The sequence below is a fragment of the Rugosimonospora acidiphila genome, from assembly GCF_039543385.1.
Classification (GTDB): Bacteria; Actinomycetota; Actinomycetes; order Mycobacteriales; family Micromonosporaceae; genus Rugosimonospora; species Rugosimonospora acidiphila.
Window position 1 is genome coordinate 1 of record NZ_BAABJQ010000037.1, and the last position, 18,349, is coordinate 18,349.

The following is an 18,349-nucleotide window of genomic DNA, read 5'->3' on the forward strand; positions in this document are numbered from 1 at the left end:
CAAGGAGGGGGCGATCATCCTCGGGATCGGCGGCGACAACAGCAAGGGCTCCGCCGGCACCTTCTACGAGGGAGTGATGACCTCCGGCTACCCGTCGGACGCCACCGAGAACTCGGTACAGGCCAACATTGTCGCCGCCGGGTACACGACGTCCACCGGTGGCGGCGGCAGCACCCCCTTCACCCCGGGAGCCCGGATCTCCCTGCAAGCCACCACCTCGTGCTGCACCGGCGACTACATCCAGCACGACGCGTCGGACAGCAACGTCGTCATCGCCGCGGTGACCTCGAGTAGTTCGGCCACGAACAAGGCGGACGCCACCTGGGTGGTCAGGGCCGGCCTGGCCAACAGTTCCTGCGTCTCGTTCGAGTCGGCCAACGCGTCCGGCAGCTACCTGAGGCACCAGAACTTCCAGCTCCACCTGCAGGCCAACGATGGCAGTTCGCTGTTCGCCCAGGACGCGACCTTCTGCCCGACACCCGGCAACAGCGGTCAGGGATACTCGTTGCAGTCGGTGAACTATACGAACAGGTACCTCCGCCACTACAGCTACACCGTGTACCTCGCCAGCAACGGTGGCTCGAACGTCTGGGACTCCACCAACCTGTGGGCAGACGACACGAGCTGGCTGGTCGCCGCGCCGTGGAGCTGACCCACGCCGCCGATGCGGTGCCGTGGCGCCGCGTCGCGCGGACCCCGCCGTACCGGACGTGATCGGCGGCTTCGGGTGCCCGCCGCTTCGAGCGGGCACCCGAACCGGCGGCGCGCACGCCCACCGCCGGGGGCCGGGGGAGGGCTCGTCACAATGTGACGGTCAGACAGACCCTCACCCGACGGGATCGTCACGTGACCACCGAACTCCTCGCCCTCGTGCGAGACTTTGACGACGCCGAGCTGCGCGGCGACACGGACCGCCTCAAGGATTTACTCACCGACGACTTCATGTCCATCGGCGACCGCGGTTTCCTGCTCGACAAGCGGCGGTGGCTCGACACGCACGGCGACTTCACCTACCTGTCGCTGGACACCTCGGAGCTGGACGTGCGCCGGTACGACCGGGCCGCGATCGTGCGCGGCGTCCGGCACGGCCGGGCGTCGTGGCGTGGCGAGGAGATGACGCTCACGGTCCGGCTGAGCCAGACGTGGATCGAACTGCCCGAGGGGTGGCGGCTCGCCGGCATCCAGTTCAGCTCGCTCGACCCGTCCTGACCCCGCCCCGGCCGCCGTGCGCGACCCGGCCTGATCCGACCCGCCGCCGTGCGCGACCCCGGAGCCGCCGGAGGAAACCCGCGACGCCGGACCGGGTTACCGGTCCGGCGTCGCGGGCCGGGGCGTCACCACGGCACGGTGGCGCCGTCCCAGGACAGGAACTGGCCGGTCGGGCCGTCGTCGGGCAGCAGCGCCAGCCGGACGGCGCCGGCCGCGGCCTCCGCCGGGTCCCCGCCGCTGGCCGCGGCGCGCGGGTTCAGGTCGGTGCGGCGCAGCCCGGGGGCGAGGGCGTTGACCTTGAAACCGTCGGCGGCGAGCTCCTGGGCGTAGAAGACCGTCAGGGCGTTCAACGCCGCCTTCGACGACCGGTACGCGGCGCCGCTGCCCGCGGCGGCGGGGCCGGAAATCTCTGGCCGCTGGCCGTCGCTCCAGCCCAGCGACCCCGTTCCGCTGGAGACGTTCACGATCCGGGGCCCGGGAGAGCGGCGCAGCGCGGGCAGGAGCGCGTTGGTGACCGCGACGACCCCGAACACGTTCGTCTCATAGGTACGGCGGAAGCTGTCGAGGTCGGTTCCGCTGGCCGGGGCCAGCTCGGTGCCGATCCCGGCGTTGTTGACCAGGACGTCCAGCGTCTCGATCCGGCGAGCCGCCTCCGCGATACTCTTGGCGTCGGTGACGTCGAGGATCAGCAGCCGGGCGTTGCCGCCGATCTCTTCGACCACGCGCCGGCCCCGCTCGGGATCGCGGGAGCCGACGTAGACGGTGAGCCCGGCGGCGGCCAGCTGCCGGGCGATGTGTTCTCCGATGCCCTTGTTGGCGCCGGTGACCAGTGCCGTGGAATTGTTCATGTCATCGACTTTGCCGCCGTCGTACCGGTCGATCCAGGCACAAACGGTACCAGGAAGGGGTGTCGCCCGTGGCCAGACAGGAGTTGGCCCGGTTCCTGCGCGATCGGCGGGAGCGCAGGAGCCCCGCCGAAGTCGGGCTGCCCGCGGGCCCGGGTCGCCGCACGCCCGGCCTGCGCCGCGAGGAGGTGGCTCGGCTGGCCCATATGTCCGTCGAGTACTACGCCCGGCTCGAACAGGCCCGCGGCCCCCGCCCGTCGCCCCGGATCCTGGACGCCCTCACCGACGCACTGCGGCTGTCGCCGGCCGAGCGGAGCCACCTGTTCCGGCTGGCCGGCGCGAACCCGACCCCGCCCGGCGGCCCGGTGCGCCAGGTCCGCCCGTACGTGGTCGATCTGCTGCACCGCCTCCCGGAAACGGCCGCCGTGGTGACCGACGCCAGCTACAACGTCATCGCCTTCAACCCGCTCGCCGACGCCCTGCTGGGCGACCTGGCGCGGGAGCCCAACCTGGCCCGCCGCCGGTTTCTGGGCGCCCTCGGCGACGGGAACTCCGGTTACGACGAGAACTCCAGCGCCGGGGAGTTCGGGGAGATCGTGGTGGCCCGGCTGCGCGCCGCCGTCGCCCGTTACCCCGGCGACGAGCCCCTCACCCGCCTCCTGGCGCAACTGCGCGCCGGCAGCGACGAGTTCACCGCGATCTGGGACACCAATCCGGTGCGCGCCCCCGGCCACCGGGTCAAGACCATCACCAATCCGCGGTTGGGACCGGTGCGCGTCAACTGCGACGTGCTCACCATTCCGGAGGACGATCAGCAGGTGGTCTTCGTCACCGCCGATCCCGGTTCCCCCAGCGCCCGCGCCCTGCGCGGCCTGGCCACCGCCCGCTGACCCGGACGGCGCCGGCTGACCTCCGTCGCTGCCGGCCGACCTGGACGGCGCCCGCTGACCCGGACGGCGCCGGCTGACCTCCGCCGCTGCCGGCTGACCTCCGTCGCTGCCGGCCGACCTGGACGGCGCCCGCTGACCTCCGCCGCTGCCGGCCGGCCCGGCCGCTGCCGGCTGACCTGGCGGGCGGCGGTAGATTGGTGCTCGTGCCGCAGGACGATGTCACCGCCGACCCCTCGGGTCGCGGCCCAGGCTCCGCGCTCGCCGGAGACGCGCCGGCGGGCGCTCTGGGCGCGGGCCCCACGGGCGCGGACGTGCCGGGCGCGGACGTGCCGGGCTCCCGCGCCGGGTCGCCGGACGGGCCGCGGCGCGGTCTGGCGCTGACCCGCGGCTGGGCGCTGTTCCTGCTCGCGGTCGGGGTGTGGAACTGGGTGATCTGGCCCCGGTTCTCCCTGGCCATCTGGGACGATCCGCGCGCCTGGTCCACGCGGGTGGTGGGGCACGGCACCCCGACCGGGTTCCTGTGGATCCACGCGTTCCTCATCGTGGTCTCCGTGGCGTTCGGCACGATCGTCGGCGTGCTCGGCATCCGGGCGCTGCTGCGGCTGCGCAGGCGCGGAAGCGGCGCCTGACCGTCCAGCCCGGCCCGATCCAACCGATGGACGGCGGGCCGCAAATGGCTCGTGCGCCGCTGCGTTCCCCGGCAGAGTGGGCCCCATGCTGTTCACCATCGCCGGCTCCAGTTGTTCCGGGAAGACGACCGCGGCCCGGGCGTGCGCCGATCTGGATCACCTGATCGTGCACGACTTCGACGAGATCGGCGTACCCAGCACGGCCGACACCCGTTGGCGTCAACGCGGCACGGAGACCTGGCTGCGACGGGTCCTGGACTACCAGGACAGGGGTCTGGACGTACTGCTGACCGGGCAGTCGCCCCTGGGAGAGGTACTGGCAAGCCCGTCGGCGATACACCTTGACGGCATCGCGGCGTGTCTGCTGGACGTCGCGGACGACGTACGATGGCGCCGGCTCGAGCACCGGGACCCCGGTCGGTGGGATCGCGATGCCAAGCGGTCGTTCATCGGGTGGGCGAGGTGGCATCGCGGCCACGCCGCCGACCCTGGGCATCAGCCGGAGGCGCTTACTACCGGCGCTTGGGAGCAGATGGAATGGGGTCGGTGGAACGCCTGGACGAGTGGTGACCCACGATGGGCCGTGACGGTCGTCGACACCACCGGACAGTCCGTTGAGCACACCACGGCCACGCTCCGGCGATGGGTGGGCGATGCGCGAGCCGAATCCGCCAGTGGCCGCCTGGCCCTTGGCCGCGGCTGGATCAAAATCTGATCACGGTACTCGAAGCCCTGGGCAGAACATGCTCGCTCATCGGAACGACGGGACACTGGATGGGTCCGCTATCGCGACCCTGGGCGCCACGTTGGCGGCGGCAGTTGAGGACGCTCGGGGCTCGGCGATAGGTTACTGAGGTGTCCCGGTCTACGCTGGTCCCTGATGACTTCGCCGTTCCCCGTGAGCTGGTGGCCAAGCGATTTCGCCTGGAGCCTCTTGGCCCGCAGCACAATGAGCGAGATCACGCGGCATGGACGAGCAGCATCGAGCACATCCGGTCGACGCCGGGTTTTGAGGGCGGGGGTTGGCCGCCGATAGCCGGGATGCCCATGGAGCGCAACCTCGCTGACCTGCGCAGACACGCAGACGATTTCACACAGCGATCCGGCTTCACATACTCAGTGATCGAGGTGCCGGGCAACGAGGTGATTGGCTGCGTCTACATCTACCTGGCGCGAGACGACGACACGATTGTGGAGGCGCGTTCTTGGACGCGCGTCGATCGGGCCGACCTGGACAAGTCACTGTACGAGGCCGTGTCCGGATGGCTCTCCGCCGACTGGCCTTTCCCAAAGGTGCGCTACGCACCCCGACCGTAGAACGCCCCGCATCGTCGCTCAGCAGTCAAACACCGACCAGCAGATGTCGTTCCGCAACCGTTGGTCATCAAGTACCAGCTCGCGAATCGCCTCCGGGAGTTGGTCACGCTGCCATCGGCACTCGATCCGTCCGGCGGCATCGCCCTCGCCCGCCGGCGCGGCAGCACGTACGGCCTTGATCGCGTAGGCGGCCGCACCCAGTTCGTGCGCGGCGACGTGGGCGACGACCCCCGCCTGGCCGGCAGCGTAGGCAGCATGTCGAGCCGCCCCACGCAGGTCTCTGGCCGCGCCCATCGCGTGGCCGCCCGCCGCGCGAGCCCGCATCATCTTGACCTCACCACCCGCCCAGGCGCGGACGTGCTCGATCGCTTCACGCGGTCGTGGGTCCTCAGGCTGAACCGACTCGAACAGGGCAAGGACGTGGTCCGCGCAGGAGGCCGCCCAGAGAGCGAGGAGACGATGATCCGAATCGGTGAGGCTCCCACCGCGGCGAAGCGTGACGAAGCGAGGGTCCCGAACCTTCGGGAGGATCATGGTCGAACACTCCTTCTGAGGGGTTGCCGCATCCTCAACCGTAATGTTGTCGAGCACCAGAGCGGGCCTTCGGGCGTCGTGCACCCTGACCAGGGACGGGCTGACCAGCGGCTGGTCAGGTCGCCGCGAACATCTGAGCCGCCAGGCGCCGCGAGTTGTCGATGGCCGCGAAGCCACGCGGCAGCATGATTGCCTGGTAAGCCGCAACCGCCGCGACAAACGGCAAGAGGCCGGTGAACTGCCCGCCGATCTCGATCCGGCCTGCCTGGTCGTCATGCTGATGGCGATGACCATGGCGCCCACCACGCTGCCGCACATCATCGAGGGCACCTGCGGCGTCGACCCGCGCTCGCCCGAATTCCTCGACCGGTTCGCCGGCCAGGTAGCCGTCCTGGCCAGGCACCTCGGGCTCGGCTGAACGGCGAGGCCCGCCTCGATCCACGGCCGGCCGCTTCCTAATCCATTGACTAGGCCCACAGCCATTGGGCGCCGTGGCGATGCTGGCGAACCGTGGGTGCGGTGTCGACCTGGCCGTCAGCGCGAAACTCCTTGGCCGCGCTCACGGAGGTCCTCGCTGCCGGGCTCACGCTCCACAGGGTAGGGCTGGGGTCGTTGGGCCTTGGCCGGCGTGACGGATCACCGGTCGCCGGGACGGGCGCTCGGTGCTCGTGCCTGCCCTGGCCGAGATCGCGTGGCGTAGCCCGCGGGCGACGAGTTGTGGTCGCTAACGAGTTTATGATACAAACCAGTTGGTGACGTTGACGGGGAGGTGATCGGCGTGGACGACGGACCAGAGGGCGACGCTCCGGAGGGCGACGCTCCGCTGTCGGCGATCGGTTCGCTGGCGGTGATCCAGGCCGAGGGCCGTCGGGTGGGCCGGCTGGTGCGGTTCAACCCGGCGATCGTCAACGCCATGTGGGCGGTCGCCTGGTTCGTGGGCTTCGGCTGCGCCTTCCTGGCGTACGGGCCGGATCGGCTGATCCCGGGGTGGCTCGGCCCGGCCGTGGCCGCCGCGCTGCTGGTGGCCGCGGAGGTGGCCTCCTTCGCGTACGGCATGCGGGTGGGCAGCGGCATCGCCGGCCCCTCGCGGACCTCGGCCGCCATGTACGGCTGGAGTTGGACGCTCGGCTACGTCTGCCTGACCGTGCTCAATGTCGCGCTGACCCATCGGGGACTGTCCGGCCCGGACGTGACGCTGCTGTGGTCCGGCTCGTCGCTGCTGCTCGCCGGCGTGTTGCACCTGACCGGCGGCACGCTGTTCCGGGATCCCGCGCTCTACGCGGTCGGCGTGTGGACGATGGTCTGCGCGGCGGTCGCGGTGGTCGCCGGGGTGCCGGGCAACTTCCTGGTGCTGGCGTTCGCCGGTGGCGGCGGATTCGCCGCGCTGGCCGTCTATACCGGATGGGTGCGTCCCCGGCGGGCGCGCCGGTGACCGCGTCCACAGGGGACAGCGCCCCGGAGCGGGACAGCCCCCCGGAGCTCGACCCCGTCATTCACGCGCAGGCCCGGCTGCGGGTCACGGTCGCGCTCGCCGCGCTCGGGCCGGACGAGCGGGTCACCTTCCCCAGGCTGCGCCAGCTGCTCGAGATGACGGCCGGCAACCTCTCCATCCACCTGCGCAAGCTGGAGGACGCCGGGTACGTCGAGATAGTCAAGACGCACCAGCGGCGCACCCCGGTCACCTTCGTGGCCCTCACGCCGGACGGCCGGTCGGCCTTCGACCGCTACGTCGCCGCGCTCCAGTCGCTGATCGGCACCGCACCATCGCACGCTCCCAGAAACGACGGTTAGGAGAAAGTGTCATGACGAGCATCGTCGGCCAGGTCGGCGGCGAACGGGCCGGTGCCGGATCGGGGGGCAGTGCCTGGTCGCTCGCGGAGGTTCGCGGGCGGGCGTCCGGCCTGACCGTACTGGGGTTCTTCGGGCTGGCCTGGACGGGATGGGGCAGCTCCGATCTGCTGGGCGGCGCGCCACAGGTCGCCGTGGTGGTGGCCGCCGCGCTCGTCTCCGTGTCGCTGGCCTCGTTCGGCTGGCGCCGCTACCGGCGGGCGGCCGCCGTGGGCAGCACGGCCACCCAGCGGCCCGACGGCGCCGAAGGCGCCTCCGGCGGCGGGGACGTATCCGGGCCGGCGCGGCCGGATCGCGACCGCGCCGTGGAGCGCCGGTTCGGCTGGATCGTCGCCGTCGAGTTCGCCGGGCTCGGGGTCATCGCGGCGATACTCGGCGCCACCGGCCACCCGAATGCGATCCCGGCGGTGATCACCATCGGCGTGGGAATCCATTTCTTCCCGCTCGCGCGGCTGTTCGCCGTGCGGATCTACTGGCTGAGCGGTGCCGCCCTGTGCGTCCTCGGCCTCGCGACGCTCGTGCTCGCCCCGCTGACCTCGACGCCGACCCTGTGGACGGCGCTGCCCGGCCTCGGCGCGGCGGTCGTGCTCTACGCCACCTGCGTTCAGCTGCTGCGCGAGCTGGTGGCCTGGGCACGCTGACCCATCCTTCGACCACGGCGGCGCGAGGCCACGGCGGTGCGAGGCCACGGCGGTGCGAGGCCACGGCGGTGCGAGGCCACGGCGGTGCGAGGCCACGGCGGTGCGAGGCCACGGCGGTGCGAGGCCACGGCGGTGCGAGGCCACGGCGGCCACGGGACGGTACCGGCCGGCGGGCACTGGGATCTGATTCCGGTGCCCGTCGGCCGGCGGGGTCCTGGGATCAGGACGCGATGTACGCCCGGATGATGGTCTGGTCGATCCCGCTACCCGCGCTACCCGTCGCCGAGACGCGCAGCGACACCGCCTGCCCCGACGAGGCCGCCGGCAGGGTCACCGCGAACCGGGCCGCCGCGGCCCGGTGGACCGTGGCCGGCTGCCACGTCGTGCCGTCGTCGGTAGAGGTCCACACGCTCATGCCGGTAATGTCCTGTGTGGACAGTCCACTCGCCTGCGATACGCTGAACGTGGCCTGGCTGCCGGTCGGATGGTTATTCGCGTCCATCGGCAGGCCATAGTCCACGGACAGCAGCGGCAACGGAATCGAGCCGTCGCCCGACGGCCCGGCGGACCGGAATGTCCACGTCGTGGTGGACCGGGTCGAGACCGGCATCAGCGAGCTGGCGTCTTCGTTGAGCGTGAGGGCATAGCTGCCTGCCGCTGCCGGCACCGTGAAGTCGCCCAGGAAGCCGTTGACCGAGCCGAGCCGCTGCCCGTCGCGCGACAGGCTCAGCGTCGGCGCGTCCGACGCCGGAACCGGCCAGAACGAGGACATACAGTTGAATCGTTCGTGCGAATCGGTCAGCGACTGCAACTCCACGTGCAGGTTGCCGCGGGTGCGGCTGGGCGCCGAAGTCACGCATTCGCTCGTCGGGGCGGGATCGGTGCTGTCGTACCAGTCCGGGTGCAGCGGCTGGCCGAACAGGTCGACGGAGGCCCGGACTCCCGGCCGGTAGGTGATCCTGCCCGTCTCCGTCAGCAGACTCGCCGCCGCCGCCGGTGAGGTACCCGTCAGATACGCCTCGTCCACCGTGGGCCACCCGGGCGTGACGTAGTCCACCCGGCTCGCCGGCACGTCGTCGGTGCCGTCCTGACCGATGAGCACACCGTCCGGCGCCGCCTCCAGGTACCGCTGGTGGCTCACGCCGCTGTCCGGAATGTTGGGCCGGTGAACGGTCAGGTCGATGCGGGCCATCCGGGCCCGTTCCGCCGCACTGAGCACATAGGACGGATCGGCCGGGACGGTACCGTTGAGGTCACGTGCCACGTCGTAGAGGAACGGACTCGGCCCGGTGCCCGGCGCCCGCAGCCCGAACACCTCGTACGTGTGCAGGGTGCCCACGTCGACAGCGGACAGCGCGGTGCTGAACACCGGGGGGCTGGCCGCGGCGGTTCCCCACGCCCCCGGCTCGGTCCAGAACCCCGGTCCGGTGCGGCCGTACTGCACGGCGGCGATGCCCACCTCCTGCGGCTGGGTCGCCACGCCCGCGATGGTGGCCGTCACCTGCTTGGCGCGAGCGCCGTCGAGCGCCACCGTGGTCGGGCCGGACACCCGCACCTCGGAGGCGCCGGCCAGCGCGTCCCGGGACGCCGACGTGTCCCAGACATCGCCGATCACGCTGTAGTCGCCCGCCGGTACCCGCAGCGTCTCGGGCTCGCCCGAGGTGTAGACGGAGTTGGTGAACAGGGACGGCTCGTCCAGGTTGATCACCAGCGCGTCGCTGGCGAGCGCCCCGTCCGGCGTGCCGGGCAGAGCGGTCGTCGTGATGGTCAGGTCGTAGCTCGGCGGCTCGACAAAGAACGCCACGGGCGTGTGCAGCACCGTGGCGCCGTCGCGGGCCGTCAGCACGCCCTCGTAGAGCCCCGGCCGGTCGGCCAGCCTGGCCTCGTCGAGGCTGACCGTGGCGGACGCGTGCCCGCCGGCCGGCACCGGTACCGACCCGGTGGACAGGGCGACCGCGCCGCTCGGTGCGGCCTTGCCGGTCCGGTCGGTGACGGTCAGGCCGAGCTTCAGGGTGGCGGCACGGGACCCGTGGTTGGCCCAGGTCACTCGGGCGGACGCGGTCCCGGTCTGCGGGTAGCTCAGGGTACCCAGATTCACCGTCGCCGCGCCGACCATCGGGGTGCCGATCGCCGCGCCGATGTCGACCCGGCCGGCACCGTGGCCGTACAGGTCGCCCCCGTGCACCGGTGCGGCGGTGTCCATCAGGGCCGCCTTGAGTTGGTCCGCCGACCAGTCCGGGTGCTCCTGGTGCAGCAGCGCGGCGGCGCCGGCGACGTGCGGGGTGGCCATCGAGGTACCCGAGTCGGCCGTGTAGTTGGCATCGATGAGAGTGCCGATCGACGTGCCGGCGGCCCGGGCCGACACGATGTCGACGCCCGGCGCCATGATGTCCGGCTTCGGGGCCTCGCTGCCGGTGTCCGGGCCGAGGCTGGAGAAGTCGGCCAGGGTGTCCGTGCCGTCCACGGCGCCGACGGTCAGCGCGGCGGCGGCGGAGCCGGGCGTCTCGATGGTGCCGTCGCCGTACAGCCCGTCGTTGCCCGCCGCGACCACGAACAGGGTGCCGTACTGGGCGCTCAGCGCGTCCAGCGCCTGCGACAGCGGGTCGGTGCCGTCGCTGTAGTCGCCGCCGAGGCTCATGCTCACCACCGAGGCCAGCGGTGCGGCCCACTGCATGCCGGCGATGATGCCGGAGTCGGTGCCGAATCCGGTGTCGTCGAGCACCTTGCCGATGACCAGGCTGGCGTCGGGCGCCACGCCCCGGTGCAGACCGCCGGAGGCCGCCCCGCTACCGGCGATGGTCGCCGCGACGTGGGTACCGTGGCCCATCCGGTCCACGGTGTCTCCGGAGCCGGTGAAGTCCTCGCTGGCGACCACCTTGCCGGTCAGGTCGGGGTGAGTGGCGTCAATCCCCGTGTCCAGGACGGCGACCGTCTGCCCGCGCCCGGTGTACCCGGCCTGCCACGCCTTCGGCGCGCCGACCTGGGTCAGATCGGCGGCCACCGGCGAGCTTGGCGCCTTTGGGCCGGTGGCCGTGGCGGCCGGCCTGAGAGACGCCGCTGCGACCGGAGTGGCGGCGACCGGCGCAGTCGGCTTGGTGGACGCCGGCGGCGTCGCCGGGGAGGTCCACGCACCGGTCATCCCGCTGGCGCGCACCCGTTCGTCGAGCCACACGTGGCTGGCGCCGGCCAACCGCGCCGACAGCGTCGACCGGGACGCGGCCGAGCCAGCCGAGACCGATCCGCCCGCCGCCGAAGAGGACGCGGCCGAGGGGGATGCGCCTGACCCGGTGCGCGTCGCAGGGGAGCGCTTGGGCTCCCGGCCGGCGGTGGCGCGGATGCTGGGCAGCGCGCGACGCTCCCCGAGCGACGTCGCGAGCGGCGCGGCCGCCTGGCCGGACGCCTGCTGCACGATGACCGGCAGGCTCGCCATGTGCGCGTCGTCGTACCCCTGCTGGATCAGCGTGGTCACGTCGAACAGCCGCGGGTCAAGGGTCTTACCGATCAGCCCGGCGGCGTCCGCCGGTATCACCCGCACGTGCCCATCCGGCCCGCAACTGCGGCTGACCACCCGGCCCGGTTCGGCCGGCGCGACGGTGACCTGGGGGCAGCCGCTGGCGGCGGTGCGCACCGTGACCACGTCGCCGGTCAGCAGCGTGACGGTGTAGGTCTTGCCGGCCGGCAGCGGCGTCACTGCTGGGCGCGCGGGTGTCGTGGTACCGGTCGCTGTCGTGGTACCGGACGGTGGTGCGGCACCGGCCGGTGGTGCGATACCGCTGGCGGCGGCGACCGCCAGCGGCACGAGCACGGCGGCGAACAAACGACGGCGTTGTCGAGGCAACGCGGGCTCCTCTCCGGGAGAATCCGTCGGGCGAAGGGAGCGGTCGATATTCACCGCCCCCTCTAGAGGACGGACGTAAGGGTCTCGCCGGTTGCCTGTGCCGGGCGAAGAAAACCGGCGAAACTCACCGCCCCGGCCCTCGCCTGCGCGTTCCCTCGAGCGAGCGCCGATTCAGGCCGGCGACTGGTCCGCCAGGATGCGTGCCAGGGTGCGCCGCCCCATCCGGCTCATCGCCGGGTTGGTCTCGACGTAGTACCAGACCGCGCCGATCGCCTGCACGAACGCCCACGCCTTTCCGCGCTGCCATTCGAGGTCGTCGCAGCCGAGGTTGTCGCGCAGCGCCCGGCGCGGCCCGGCCTCGAGCAGGTGCCAGGCGCTCACCAGGTCCAGCGCCGGGTCGGCCGGGCCGAGGTCGCCGACGTCGAGCACTCCGGCCAGGCGGCCGCCGGACACCAGCACGTTGCCGGGGATGAGGTCGCCGTGGGCCATCACGTCGGCCGCGCGGCGCGGCAGGTCGCGCATGACGGCCCAGAGCCGGCGCAGTTGGGCGACGTCCAGCAATCCCTCGCTGCGGTCGAGGCAGGTCGCCACCCACGCGTCGTGGGACCGCAACTCGCCGCCGCGCCCACTGCCGCGGAATGTCCGGCCGCGCGTGTCCAGGGCGCGCACGCCGGCGACGAACTCGGCCAGGTCGTGGGCGAAGGCCAACGAGGTGCCCGGATCGTCGTCGGTGGCCACCACACCGGGCAGCCAGGTCTGCACGGACCAGGGGAGCGGGTACCCCGCCCCGGGCCCGCCCAGCGCGACCGGTTCGGGGGTGGGGAACCGCGTCCGGCCCGCCAGCTCACGGGCCGCGTCCGCCTCGGCCGCAAGCCGCCGCCTCGTCGCCTCGACGTCGCCGCCGCGCAGCGGGAACCGGGCCGCGAGACGGTCGCCGACGCGGAAGATGGCGTTGACGGTCCCCTGCGAGTCGACGCCCCGGACGGGCAGTCCCCGCCACTCGGGGAACTGCGCGTCGACCAGCGCGCGCACCGCCTCCACCGGCACCGGCAACTGGTCGGGATGCATCGGCACCCCGGGAGTGTCGCGTGCCTCGTTCCCTGCCCGCAACCGCTTTCGGCCGTGGCCGCCGTCGCACGCCTCTGTCGCGGACCTTGCCCGGCGGTGGATCGGGGTCGAGGTTAGAGTTCTGACGTGACAAGATCGCGCAGGCACGCCGGTGGATATTCCGGGGCAGCGGTGACGAACGGGAGCCGCGGGCACACAACGACCGGTGGCGCGGCGGGCCCCAACGGGTGGGGGCGGCGATGACGGTACCCGCATCGACGTCGACCGAGCCGCGCACCGCCCGGCAGCACCACCCCGCCCGCCCGGCGGCACCGGGTCGGGGCGCGGACGGCGGCGGCGAGACGACCGAGCGGGCCCTGGGCGCCGACGAGGCGTTCCGGGACGACCTGGAGCGCCTCCGGTTCTCGCCGTACTACTCGCGGCTGACCGCGGTCACGCAGGTGATCTCCCAGAACGGCGCCGGGCAGGGTGTGCACAACCGGCTCACGCACACCATCAAGGTGACCTCGGTGGCCCGGGCCATCGCCACCGCCATCACCCGGCCGGGTGACCCCCGGCGCGCCCTGCTCGACCGGCTCGGTGGCTGCGACCCGGTGGTGGTGCAGGCGGCGGCGTCGGCCCACGACCTCGGCCACCCACCGTTCGGACACCTCGGCGAGTCCGTACTGGACCGCATCGCCCGTCAGCGCTACGGACTCGCGGACGGCTTCGACGGCAACGCGCAGACCTTCCGCATCCTCACCACGCTCGACGCGCTCCACCCGGCCGGCGGGCTGAACCTCACCGCGGCCGTGCGCGCCGCCGTGCTGAAGTACCCGTGGTGCCGGATCGGGTTCCCGCAACCGCACCCGTCCGAACTCGCGCACCCGCCCCGCGGCGCCGGCGACAACGGCCGCGACCCCGGTTCCACCAAGTTCTCCGCCTATTTCCTGGACGCCGCGGAGATGGTCGACGCCCGCGCCGCCTATCCGTGGCTGCCGCCGCTGCGACAGACCGTCGAGTGCTCGGTCATGGACGTCGCCGACGACATCGCCTACTCGCTGCACGACCTTGACGACTTCCACCGAGCCGGTGTGCTGCAGTACGCCACGGTCGCCACGGAGTTCCGCCAGTGGCTGGCCAACTCCGCCCGGCTGGCCCGGGAGGACCCCGACACGCTCACCCCGGATGTCCCCGGCCAGTCGCTGGAGGCGCTGCGCCGCCGCATCGACGCCAAGGACCCCTGGATCGCCGACGATGACGCGTTCCGCGCCGCCGTCGACCACGTACTCACCGACCTCATCGACGGGTTGCTGGCCGTGCCGTACGACGGCTCGCGGGCCGCGGAGCGCGCCCTCGGCAGCTTCACCGGCCAGTGGCTGGCCCGCCTGCAGGACGCCGTCACGGTCACCCTCGACCCCAACCCGCGCTCCGGTTACGTCAGCCTGCTGCCGCAGGCATGGCACGAGGTGGCCATCCTCAAGTTCGTCCACCAGCGCTTCGTGCTCCAGCGACCCGACCTCACGCTGTACCAGCGCGGTCAGGCCCGCATCCTCACCCGCCTGGTTGACGGCTTCGACGCCTGGCTCGCCGATCCGGCCGACGCGCCACGGGCCCCGCGCCGCCTGCTCGAGTTCATCGACCTGGCCACCGCCGGCTACCACCGGATCGCGCAGACCTGGCCGGACCTGCTGCCCGACACCGACCCGGCCGCCCAGCGCCGCCGTGCCATGGGCCGCGGGCTGATCGACTACATCGCCTCGCTGTCCGACGCCCGCGCGGTCGCCACCGCCGACTTCATGACCGGCAACGCGGAGCGCCTGTGGGACGCCGGCGGCGGACTGTGACCCGATCCGTGCGCCCGCACGGAGACGCCGGGCGATCGGGGCTTCGGCCGCCGGTCTAGCCGGAATTGTTGATCGGGCCCGGCCGTGCGGTCATCCCGCCCGGCCGGACCCGACCGATCCCCCGGAGCCCTCCCGCCGACCGACGCCTGGCCCCCCAGCAAAACGTCGACCGGCCCGAGCAGGCCAATACCCTGCACCGGCCCCTCCCAGCCCAAGCCCGGGAATCAACTTACCGGCCGAGGCGCACATGCCGTTCGCAAAGTCATATACGGGACATCGTCGGGGTATCGAGGATCACGCGACCCGGGCGACCGCGGCGGTGGGTGCGTCCGGTACGGCGCCGGGGTGCAGGACAGCGGCGATCGCCGCCACGCCGTCCACGAGGCGCGGACCGGGGCGTACGACGATCCCGTCCGCGTCCAGCGCCCACACCTGCGCGCCGGGGAACCTCGGCACGACCGCCTGCGCCTGACTCACCGCGCCGTCGAGGTGGAAGCCGCACGGGGTGACGAGCACCACGTCCGGCGCGGCGCCGGTGAACTCCTCCCAGGTGGTCTGCACCGAACGGGCGCCGGGGCGCGCGACCACCGGCTCGCCGCCGGCGGCCCGTACCAGGTCGGGCACCCAGTGCCCGGCGGTGAACGGCGGGTCGACCCACTCCACCACCGCCACCCGGGGCCTGGGGCGCCCCTCGACGGCCCCGGCCACCGCGGCGAGCCGGGCCCTCAGCCCGGCGACCAGCGCCTCGGCCCGATCCGGTACGCCCGTGCGGTCGCCGACGGCGATAATGGTGTCGAGCACCTCGTCCAGCGTGTACGGGTCGAGGGACAGCACATCGGCGCGGCACCCGAGGTAGTCCAGCGCGCTGGAGACGTGGTCGGAGGGCAGCGCGCAGACCCGGCACAGGTCCTGGGTCAGGATCAGCTCCGGGTCCAGTCCGGCGAGGGCGTTGGCGTGCAACGTGTACAGGTCGGTACCGGCCGCGAGCTGTTCCTTGACGTACGCGTCGATCTCGCCCGGGCTCATTCCCCGGGTGTCCCTACCGCCGACCACGACGGTCTTGTCCGTCCTGGCCGACGGCGGCTCGTCGCACTCGAACGTCACCCCGACGAGGTTGTCACCGAGCCCGAGGGCATAGACGATCTCGGTCGCGGACGGCAGCATGGATACCAGGCGCATGCCTCCATCCTGCCTCGCCGCGCCGCGGGCGCGAACGCCAGCCCTGCGCCGCGGGCGCGAGCACCAGCCCTGCGCCGCGGGCGCGAACGCCAGCCCTGCGCCGCGGGCGCGAGCACCAGCCCTGCGCCGCGGGCGCGGGCGCCAGCCCGGCGGCTCGGGCGAGAGCGCCAAGCCGCGCCGGACGCGAGAGCGCCAGCCCCGCGCCTGAGGGGTGGGCGCCAGCGGCAGCGTAGCGATGCCGGCGGCGCCGTGGGAGCCGCCCGCCGCGCCAGTTTCGGCACGGCGGGCGACCCACTGCCTAGCCGACGATGTGGTGGGTCGACCAGAACGAGGTCAGGTTGATCGACGTGGCGGCCTGGGCCGCCGCCTTGAAGTCGGCGACCGTGGAGATGCCATACCAGTGGCTGGCCGCGTAGTTCAACAACAATGTGGACATCGCGGTATTACCAATGAGCCGCTGCAGGTCGTGCAGCGCGCACTTGCCGTACGTGTAGACCACCGTCGAGTAGCGCGAGGCGTGCGCGTCCCACCACGCCATCGAGTTGGTGATGTTCTCGCCACTGGAGAAGCTGACGCTGTTCCAGCAGTTGGTGCCGGTGATGCCCTGCTGCAGGTCGGTGGCGTAGTCGGTGAAGCCCTCATCCAGCCACGGCATGGTGTACTCGTCGTCGCCGACGATCCCGTAGAACCACTGGTGCCCCAGCTCGTGGATGACCGGGGTGGCCGACGGTTGAGACAGCACCAGTCCCGGGTACTCCATGCCGCCGAACCAGAAGTTGTTGTGCAGAATCAGGTCTATCTCGCCGTACGGATAGGCACCGAACCGGCTCGCGTGGCCGACCATCGCGGCGGCACCGGTGCTCTGCATGCTCGCCGCGGTCGACGCGCTGATGCTGGAGGTGCGCCACGTGTTGAACACCACGCCGCTGGACGTGGTGGTCGTCGTCTTGACGAACGGGCCGGCGCACCAGGCGAACTCGCGCACGTTGGTGGCGGTCGCGGTGGTGATGGTGCGCCCCGACGCGCCCGGGGCCTCGGTCGCGGTACCGGTGGTGGGGGTCAGCACCGAGGTCGGGTGGTCGAGCGTCACGGAGTAGTTGCTGGCCAGTTGGTAGAACGATTCGCCGTTGTTGGTGTACGGGCTCAGGTGCCAGCCGGCCCCGTCGCGCACGGCCAACACCGGGATCGCGTTGCCGATGAAGTTGTACGCACCGTCGCTGCCGAACCGGTCGCTGCCGGCCGGTACGGCGATGGACACGGTGAACCCGATGGAGCCGGACTGGTTGTGCGCCAGCGGTGCCGGCAGCGTGACCTTGACCGCGGTGCAGTTGACCTCGAGCGCGCCCAGGCTGCCCCCGGTCACGCCGCTGATCTGGATCGGCTGGTTGCTCGGGCAGGTGCCGTGGTAGTTGTCCCACAGCCGCAGGTACACCTCGGGCAGCGGGCTCGCGGACAGGTTGGCGAAGCTGATGCTCTCGTGGCCGGTCCAGGTGCCGCCGGAGGCGTTGCTGGTCAGGCTGAGCGTGTAGGAGGCGTTGCCGGGCGTACGGGTGGCGTCCGCCCCGGCCTGGTTCACCGTCCAGCCGAAGGTCGCCGTGCCGGTGTGACCGCCGGGGTCGGTGGCGGTGACCGTGACGTTGGCCGCCCCGGCGGTGGTCGGCGTACCGCTGATCAGTCCGGTCGTGCCGTTGATGGACAGGCCGGCCGGCAGCCCGGTGGCGGAGTAGTGCAGCGATTCGCCCTGCGGGTCGGTGGCGACGATCTGCAGGCTCGCCGCCGTACCCACGGTGGAGGTCTGCGACCCCGGATTGGTGACCGCCGGGTTCTGGCTTGCCGTGCCTCCGGACACGGACAGCGCGATGTCGTCGAGGACGAAGCTGGTCTGCAGCCCGGAATCCTCGGTGCCGGTGTACTTGAGCGTGACCGTCTGCCCGGCGAACCCGGACACGTCCACGGTGCGCTGCTGGTAGCCGGCGGCCTTGTTGAGGTTGGAGTAGGTGGCCAGCGTCGTGGTGCCCAGCGCCACGGTGAGCGTGTCGAACGCGGTGGTGGTGGTCGTCTCCGCCGTGTCGATGTGCAGCCAGTAGGTGAGGGTGGCGGTGGTGCAGTCCGCCGGCAGCGTCACCGACTGCGACAGCGTGTCGCTGCGCGCCGAGCCGTACCCGTCGAGCCACGCGAACCTGGTGCCGCCGTGCGGGCTCTCGCCGCTGAACGTGCCGATCACACCGGAGGACGCGGTCCACGGTGTGGAGCCGGACTCGAAGCCGGGGTTGCCGATCAGCTGTGCCGGTGTGCACGCCGCGGCCTGAGCGGGTGCGGCCTGAGCGGGTGCGGTGTGGGCGGGTGAGGCGTGGGCGGGTGAGGCGCCGAGCACGCTGGCCGCCAGCGCGGCCAGGGCGCCGACGGCGACGATCGAGAGGGGTTTCCGGGGCATGTGTTGGCCTCCAACCGGTTTACGGGGGGCATCGCGGGCACGCCGCCCGCCCCGCCGTCGTGTGGTCGACGCGGGCGGTCCCGTAGATTGC

Annotated in this window: 17 protein-coding genes; 11 read left to right on the forward strand and 6 right to left on the reverse strand. The window is 72.3% G+C overall.

Annotated elements, in window-relative coordinates; genetic code table 11:
- Both ABEA87_RS37190 and ABEA87_RS37195 read left to right on the forward strand, forming a co-directional pair.
- Nucleotides 1-652: AbfB domain-containing protein (locus tag ABEA87_RS37190; protein ID WP_345637922.1), on the forward strand; the 652-nt coding region annotated here is incomplete at its 5' end.
- Nucleotides 653-846: 194 nt separating this feature from the next.
- Entirely contained in the window at nucleotides 847-1,209 is a 363-nt protein-coding gene (locus ABEA87_RS37195; protein WP_345637923.1) for a nuclear transport factor 2 family protein, read from the forward strand.
- Between the two features lie 125 nt (nucleotides 1,210-1,334).
- On the opposite strand, the gene ABEA87_RS37200 is transcribed toward ABEA87_RS37195, so the two are convergent.
- Nucleotides 1,335-2,057, reverse strand: coding sequence for an SDR family oxidoreductase (locus ABEA87_RS37200; RefSeq protein ID WP_345637924.1), 723 nt, complete (start codon nucleotides 2,055-2,057; stop codon nucleotides 1,335-1,337).
- Nucleotides 2,058-2,125: 68 nt separating this feature from the next.
- Between ABEA87_RS37200 and ABEA87_RS37205 the strand changes: the two genes are divergently transcribed.
- From ABEA87_RS37205 to ABEA87_RS37220, 4 genes are all read left to right on the forward strand, one after another.
- Complete coding sequence (locus tag ABEA87_RS37205; RefSeq protein ID WP_345637925.1) at nucleotides 2,126-2,944, forward strand: helix-turn-helix transcriptional regulator; 819 nt, start codon at nucleotides 2,126-2,128, stop codon at nucleotides 2,942-2,944.
- 203 nt (nucleotides 2,945-3,147) lie between these two features.
- Nucleotides 3,148-3,573 (forward strand): SCO4848 family membrane protein, encoded by a 426-nt coding sequence (locus ABEA87_RS37210; protein WP_345637927.1) that lies wholly within the window; start codon nucleotides 3,148-3,150, stop codon nucleotides 3,571-3,573.
- Nucleotides 3,574-3,658: 85 nt separating this feature from the next.
- Nucleotides 3,659-4,288, forward strand: a complete 630-nt coding sequence (locus ABEA87_RS37215) for a hypothetical protein (RefSeq protein ID WP_345637928.1) — start codon at nucleotides 3,659-3,661, stop codon at nucleotides 4,286-4,288.
- 140 nt (nucleotides 4,289-4,428) lie between these two features.
- Nucleotides 4,429-4,890 (forward strand): N-acetyltransferase, encoded by a 462-nt coding sequence (locus ABEA87_RS37220; RefSeq protein ID WP_345637929.1) that lies wholly within the window; start codon nucleotides 4,429-4,431, stop codon nucleotides 4,888-4,890.
- An 18-nt stretch (nucleotides 4,891-4,908) separates the two neighbouring features.
- On the opposite strand, the gene ABEA87_RS37225 is transcribed toward ABEA87_RS37220, so the two are convergent.
- Nucleotides 4,909-5,424, reverse strand: coding sequence for a putative immunity protein (locus ABEA87_RS37225; protein ID WP_345637930.1), 516 nt, complete (start codon nucleotides 5,422-5,424; stop codon nucleotides 4,909-4,911).
- Nucleotides 5,425-5,467: 43 nt separating this feature from the next.
- Here ABEA87_RS37225 and ABEA87_RS37230 point away from each other — a divergent pair, with 43 nt between their 5' ends.
- The 4 genes from ABEA87_RS37230 (at nucleotide 5,468) to ABEA87_RS37245 (ending at nucleotide 7,913) form a co-directional block, all read left to right on the forward strand.
- Nucleotides 5,468-5,842 carry a hypothetical protein gene (locus tag ABEA87_RS37230; protein ID WP_345637932.1) on the forward strand — a complete coding sequence of 125 codons (375 nt, stop codon included), beginning with the start codon at nucleotides 5,468-5,470 and terminating at the stop codon, nucleotides 5,840-5,842.
- A 360-nt stretch (nucleotides 5,843-6,202) separates the two neighbouring features.
- On the forward strand, nucleotides 6,203-6,856 hold the full coding sequence (locus ABEA87_RS37235; RefSeq protein WP_345637933.1) for a hypothetical protein: 654 nt from the start codon (nucleotides 6,203-6,205) through the stop codon (nucleotides 6,854-6,856).
- Nucleotides 6,853-7,215: a winged helix-turn-helix domain-containing protein gene (locus tag ABEA87_RS37240; protein WP_345637935.1), complete on the forward strand. Its 363-nt coding sequence runs from the start codon at nucleotides 6,853-6,855 to the stop codon at nucleotides 7,213-7,215. The genes ABEA87_RS37235 and ABEA87_RS37240 overlap by 4 nt, the downstream gene beginning before the upstream one ends.
- Before the next feature lie 11 nt (nucleotides 7,216-7,226).
- Nucleotides 7,227-7,913, forward strand: a complete 687-nt coding sequence (locus ABEA87_RS37245; RefSeq protein WP_345637936.1) for a hypothetical protein — start codon at nucleotides 7,227-7,229, stop codon at nucleotides 7,911-7,913.
- A 220-nt stretch (nucleotides 7,914-8,133) separates the two neighbouring features.
- On the opposite strand, the gene ABEA87_RS37250 is transcribed toward ABEA87_RS37245, so the two are convergent.
- On the reverse strand, nucleotides 8,134-11,751 hold the full coding sequence (locus ABEA87_RS37250; protein WP_345637937.1) for a S8 family peptidase: 3,618 nt from the start codon (nucleotides 11,749-11,751) through the stop codon (nucleotides 8,134-8,136).
- Between the two features lie 171 nt (nucleotides 11,752-11,922).
- Nucleotides 11,923-12,819, reverse strand: coding sequence for an aminoglycoside phosphotransferase family protein (locus tag ABEA87_RS37255; protein WP_345638009.1), 897 nt, complete (start codon nucleotides 12,817-12,819; stop codon nucleotides 11,923-11,925).
- A 239-nt stretch (nucleotides 12,820-13,058) separates the two neighbouring features.
- On the opposite strand from ABEA87_RS37255, the gene ABEA87_RS37260 reads away from it, so the two are divergent.
- The gene (locus ABEA87_RS37260) at nucleotides 13,059-14,645 is read left to right on the forward strand and encodes a deoxyguanosinetriphosphate triphosphohydrolase family protein (RefSeq protein WP_345637938.1); all 1,587 of its coding nucleotides are present in this window, start codon (nucleotides 13,059-13,061) and stop codon (nucleotides 14,643-14,645) included.
- A 294-nt stretch (nucleotides 14,646-14,939) separates the two neighbouring features.
- On the opposite strand, the gene ABEA87_RS37265 is transcribed toward ABEA87_RS37260, so the two are convergent.
- Nucleotides 14,940-15,824, reverse strand: a complete 885-nt coding sequence (locus tag ABEA87_RS37265; protein ID WP_345637940.1) for an ABC transporter substrate-binding protein — start codon at nucleotides 15,822-15,824, stop codon at nucleotides 14,940-14,942.
- 298 nt (nucleotides 15,825-16,122) lie between these two features.
- Nucleotides 16,123-18,258, reverse strand: a complete 2,136-nt coding sequence (locus tag ABEA87_RS37270; protein WP_425571025.1) for a putative Ig domain-containing protein — start codon at nucleotides 18,256-18,258, stop codon at nucleotides 16,123-16,125.
- Nucleotides 18,259-18,349: the final 91 nt, after the last annotated feature.

Bases quoted from the DNA above. Each gene is read 5' to 3' on its own strand.
- ABEA87_RS37200 (WP_345637924.1), bottom strand. From the start codon at position 2,057: ATGAACAATTCCACGGCACTGGTCACCGGCGCCAACAAGGGCATCGGA.
- ABEA87_RS37215 (WP_345637928.1), top strand. From the start codon at position 3,659: ATGCTGTTCACCATCGCCGGCTCCAGTTGTTCCGGGAAGACGACCGCG.
- ABEA87_RS37225 (WP_345637930.1), bottom strand. From the start codon at position 5,424: ATGATCCTCCCGAAGGTTCGGGACCCTCGCTTCGTCACGCTTCGCCGC.
- ABEA87_RS37230 (WP_345637932.1), top strand. From the start codon at position 5,468: ATGTTGTCGAGCACCAGAGCGGGCCTTCGGGCGTCGTGCACCCTGACC.
- ABEA87_RS37245 (WP_345637936.1), top strand. From the start codon at position 7,227: ATGACGAGCATCGTCGGCCAGGTCGGCGGCGAACGGGCCGGTGCCGGA.
- ABEA87_RS37255 (WP_345638009.1), bottom strand. From the start codon at position 12,819: ATGCATCCCGACCAGTTGCCGGTGCCGGTGGAGGCGGTGCGCGCGCTG.
- ABEA87_RS37260 (WP_345637938.1), top strand. From the start codon at position 13,059: ATGACGGTACCCGCATCGACGTCGACCGAGCCGCGCACCGCCCGGCAG.
- ABEA87_RS37265 (WP_345637940.1), bottom strand. From the start codon at position 15,824: ATGCGCCTGGTATCCATGCTGCCGTCCGCGACCGAGATCGTCTATGCC.
- ABEA87_RS37270 (WP_425571025.1), bottom strand. From the start codon at position 18,258: ATGCCCCGGAAACCCCTCTCGATCGTCGCCGTCGGCGCCCTGGCCGCG.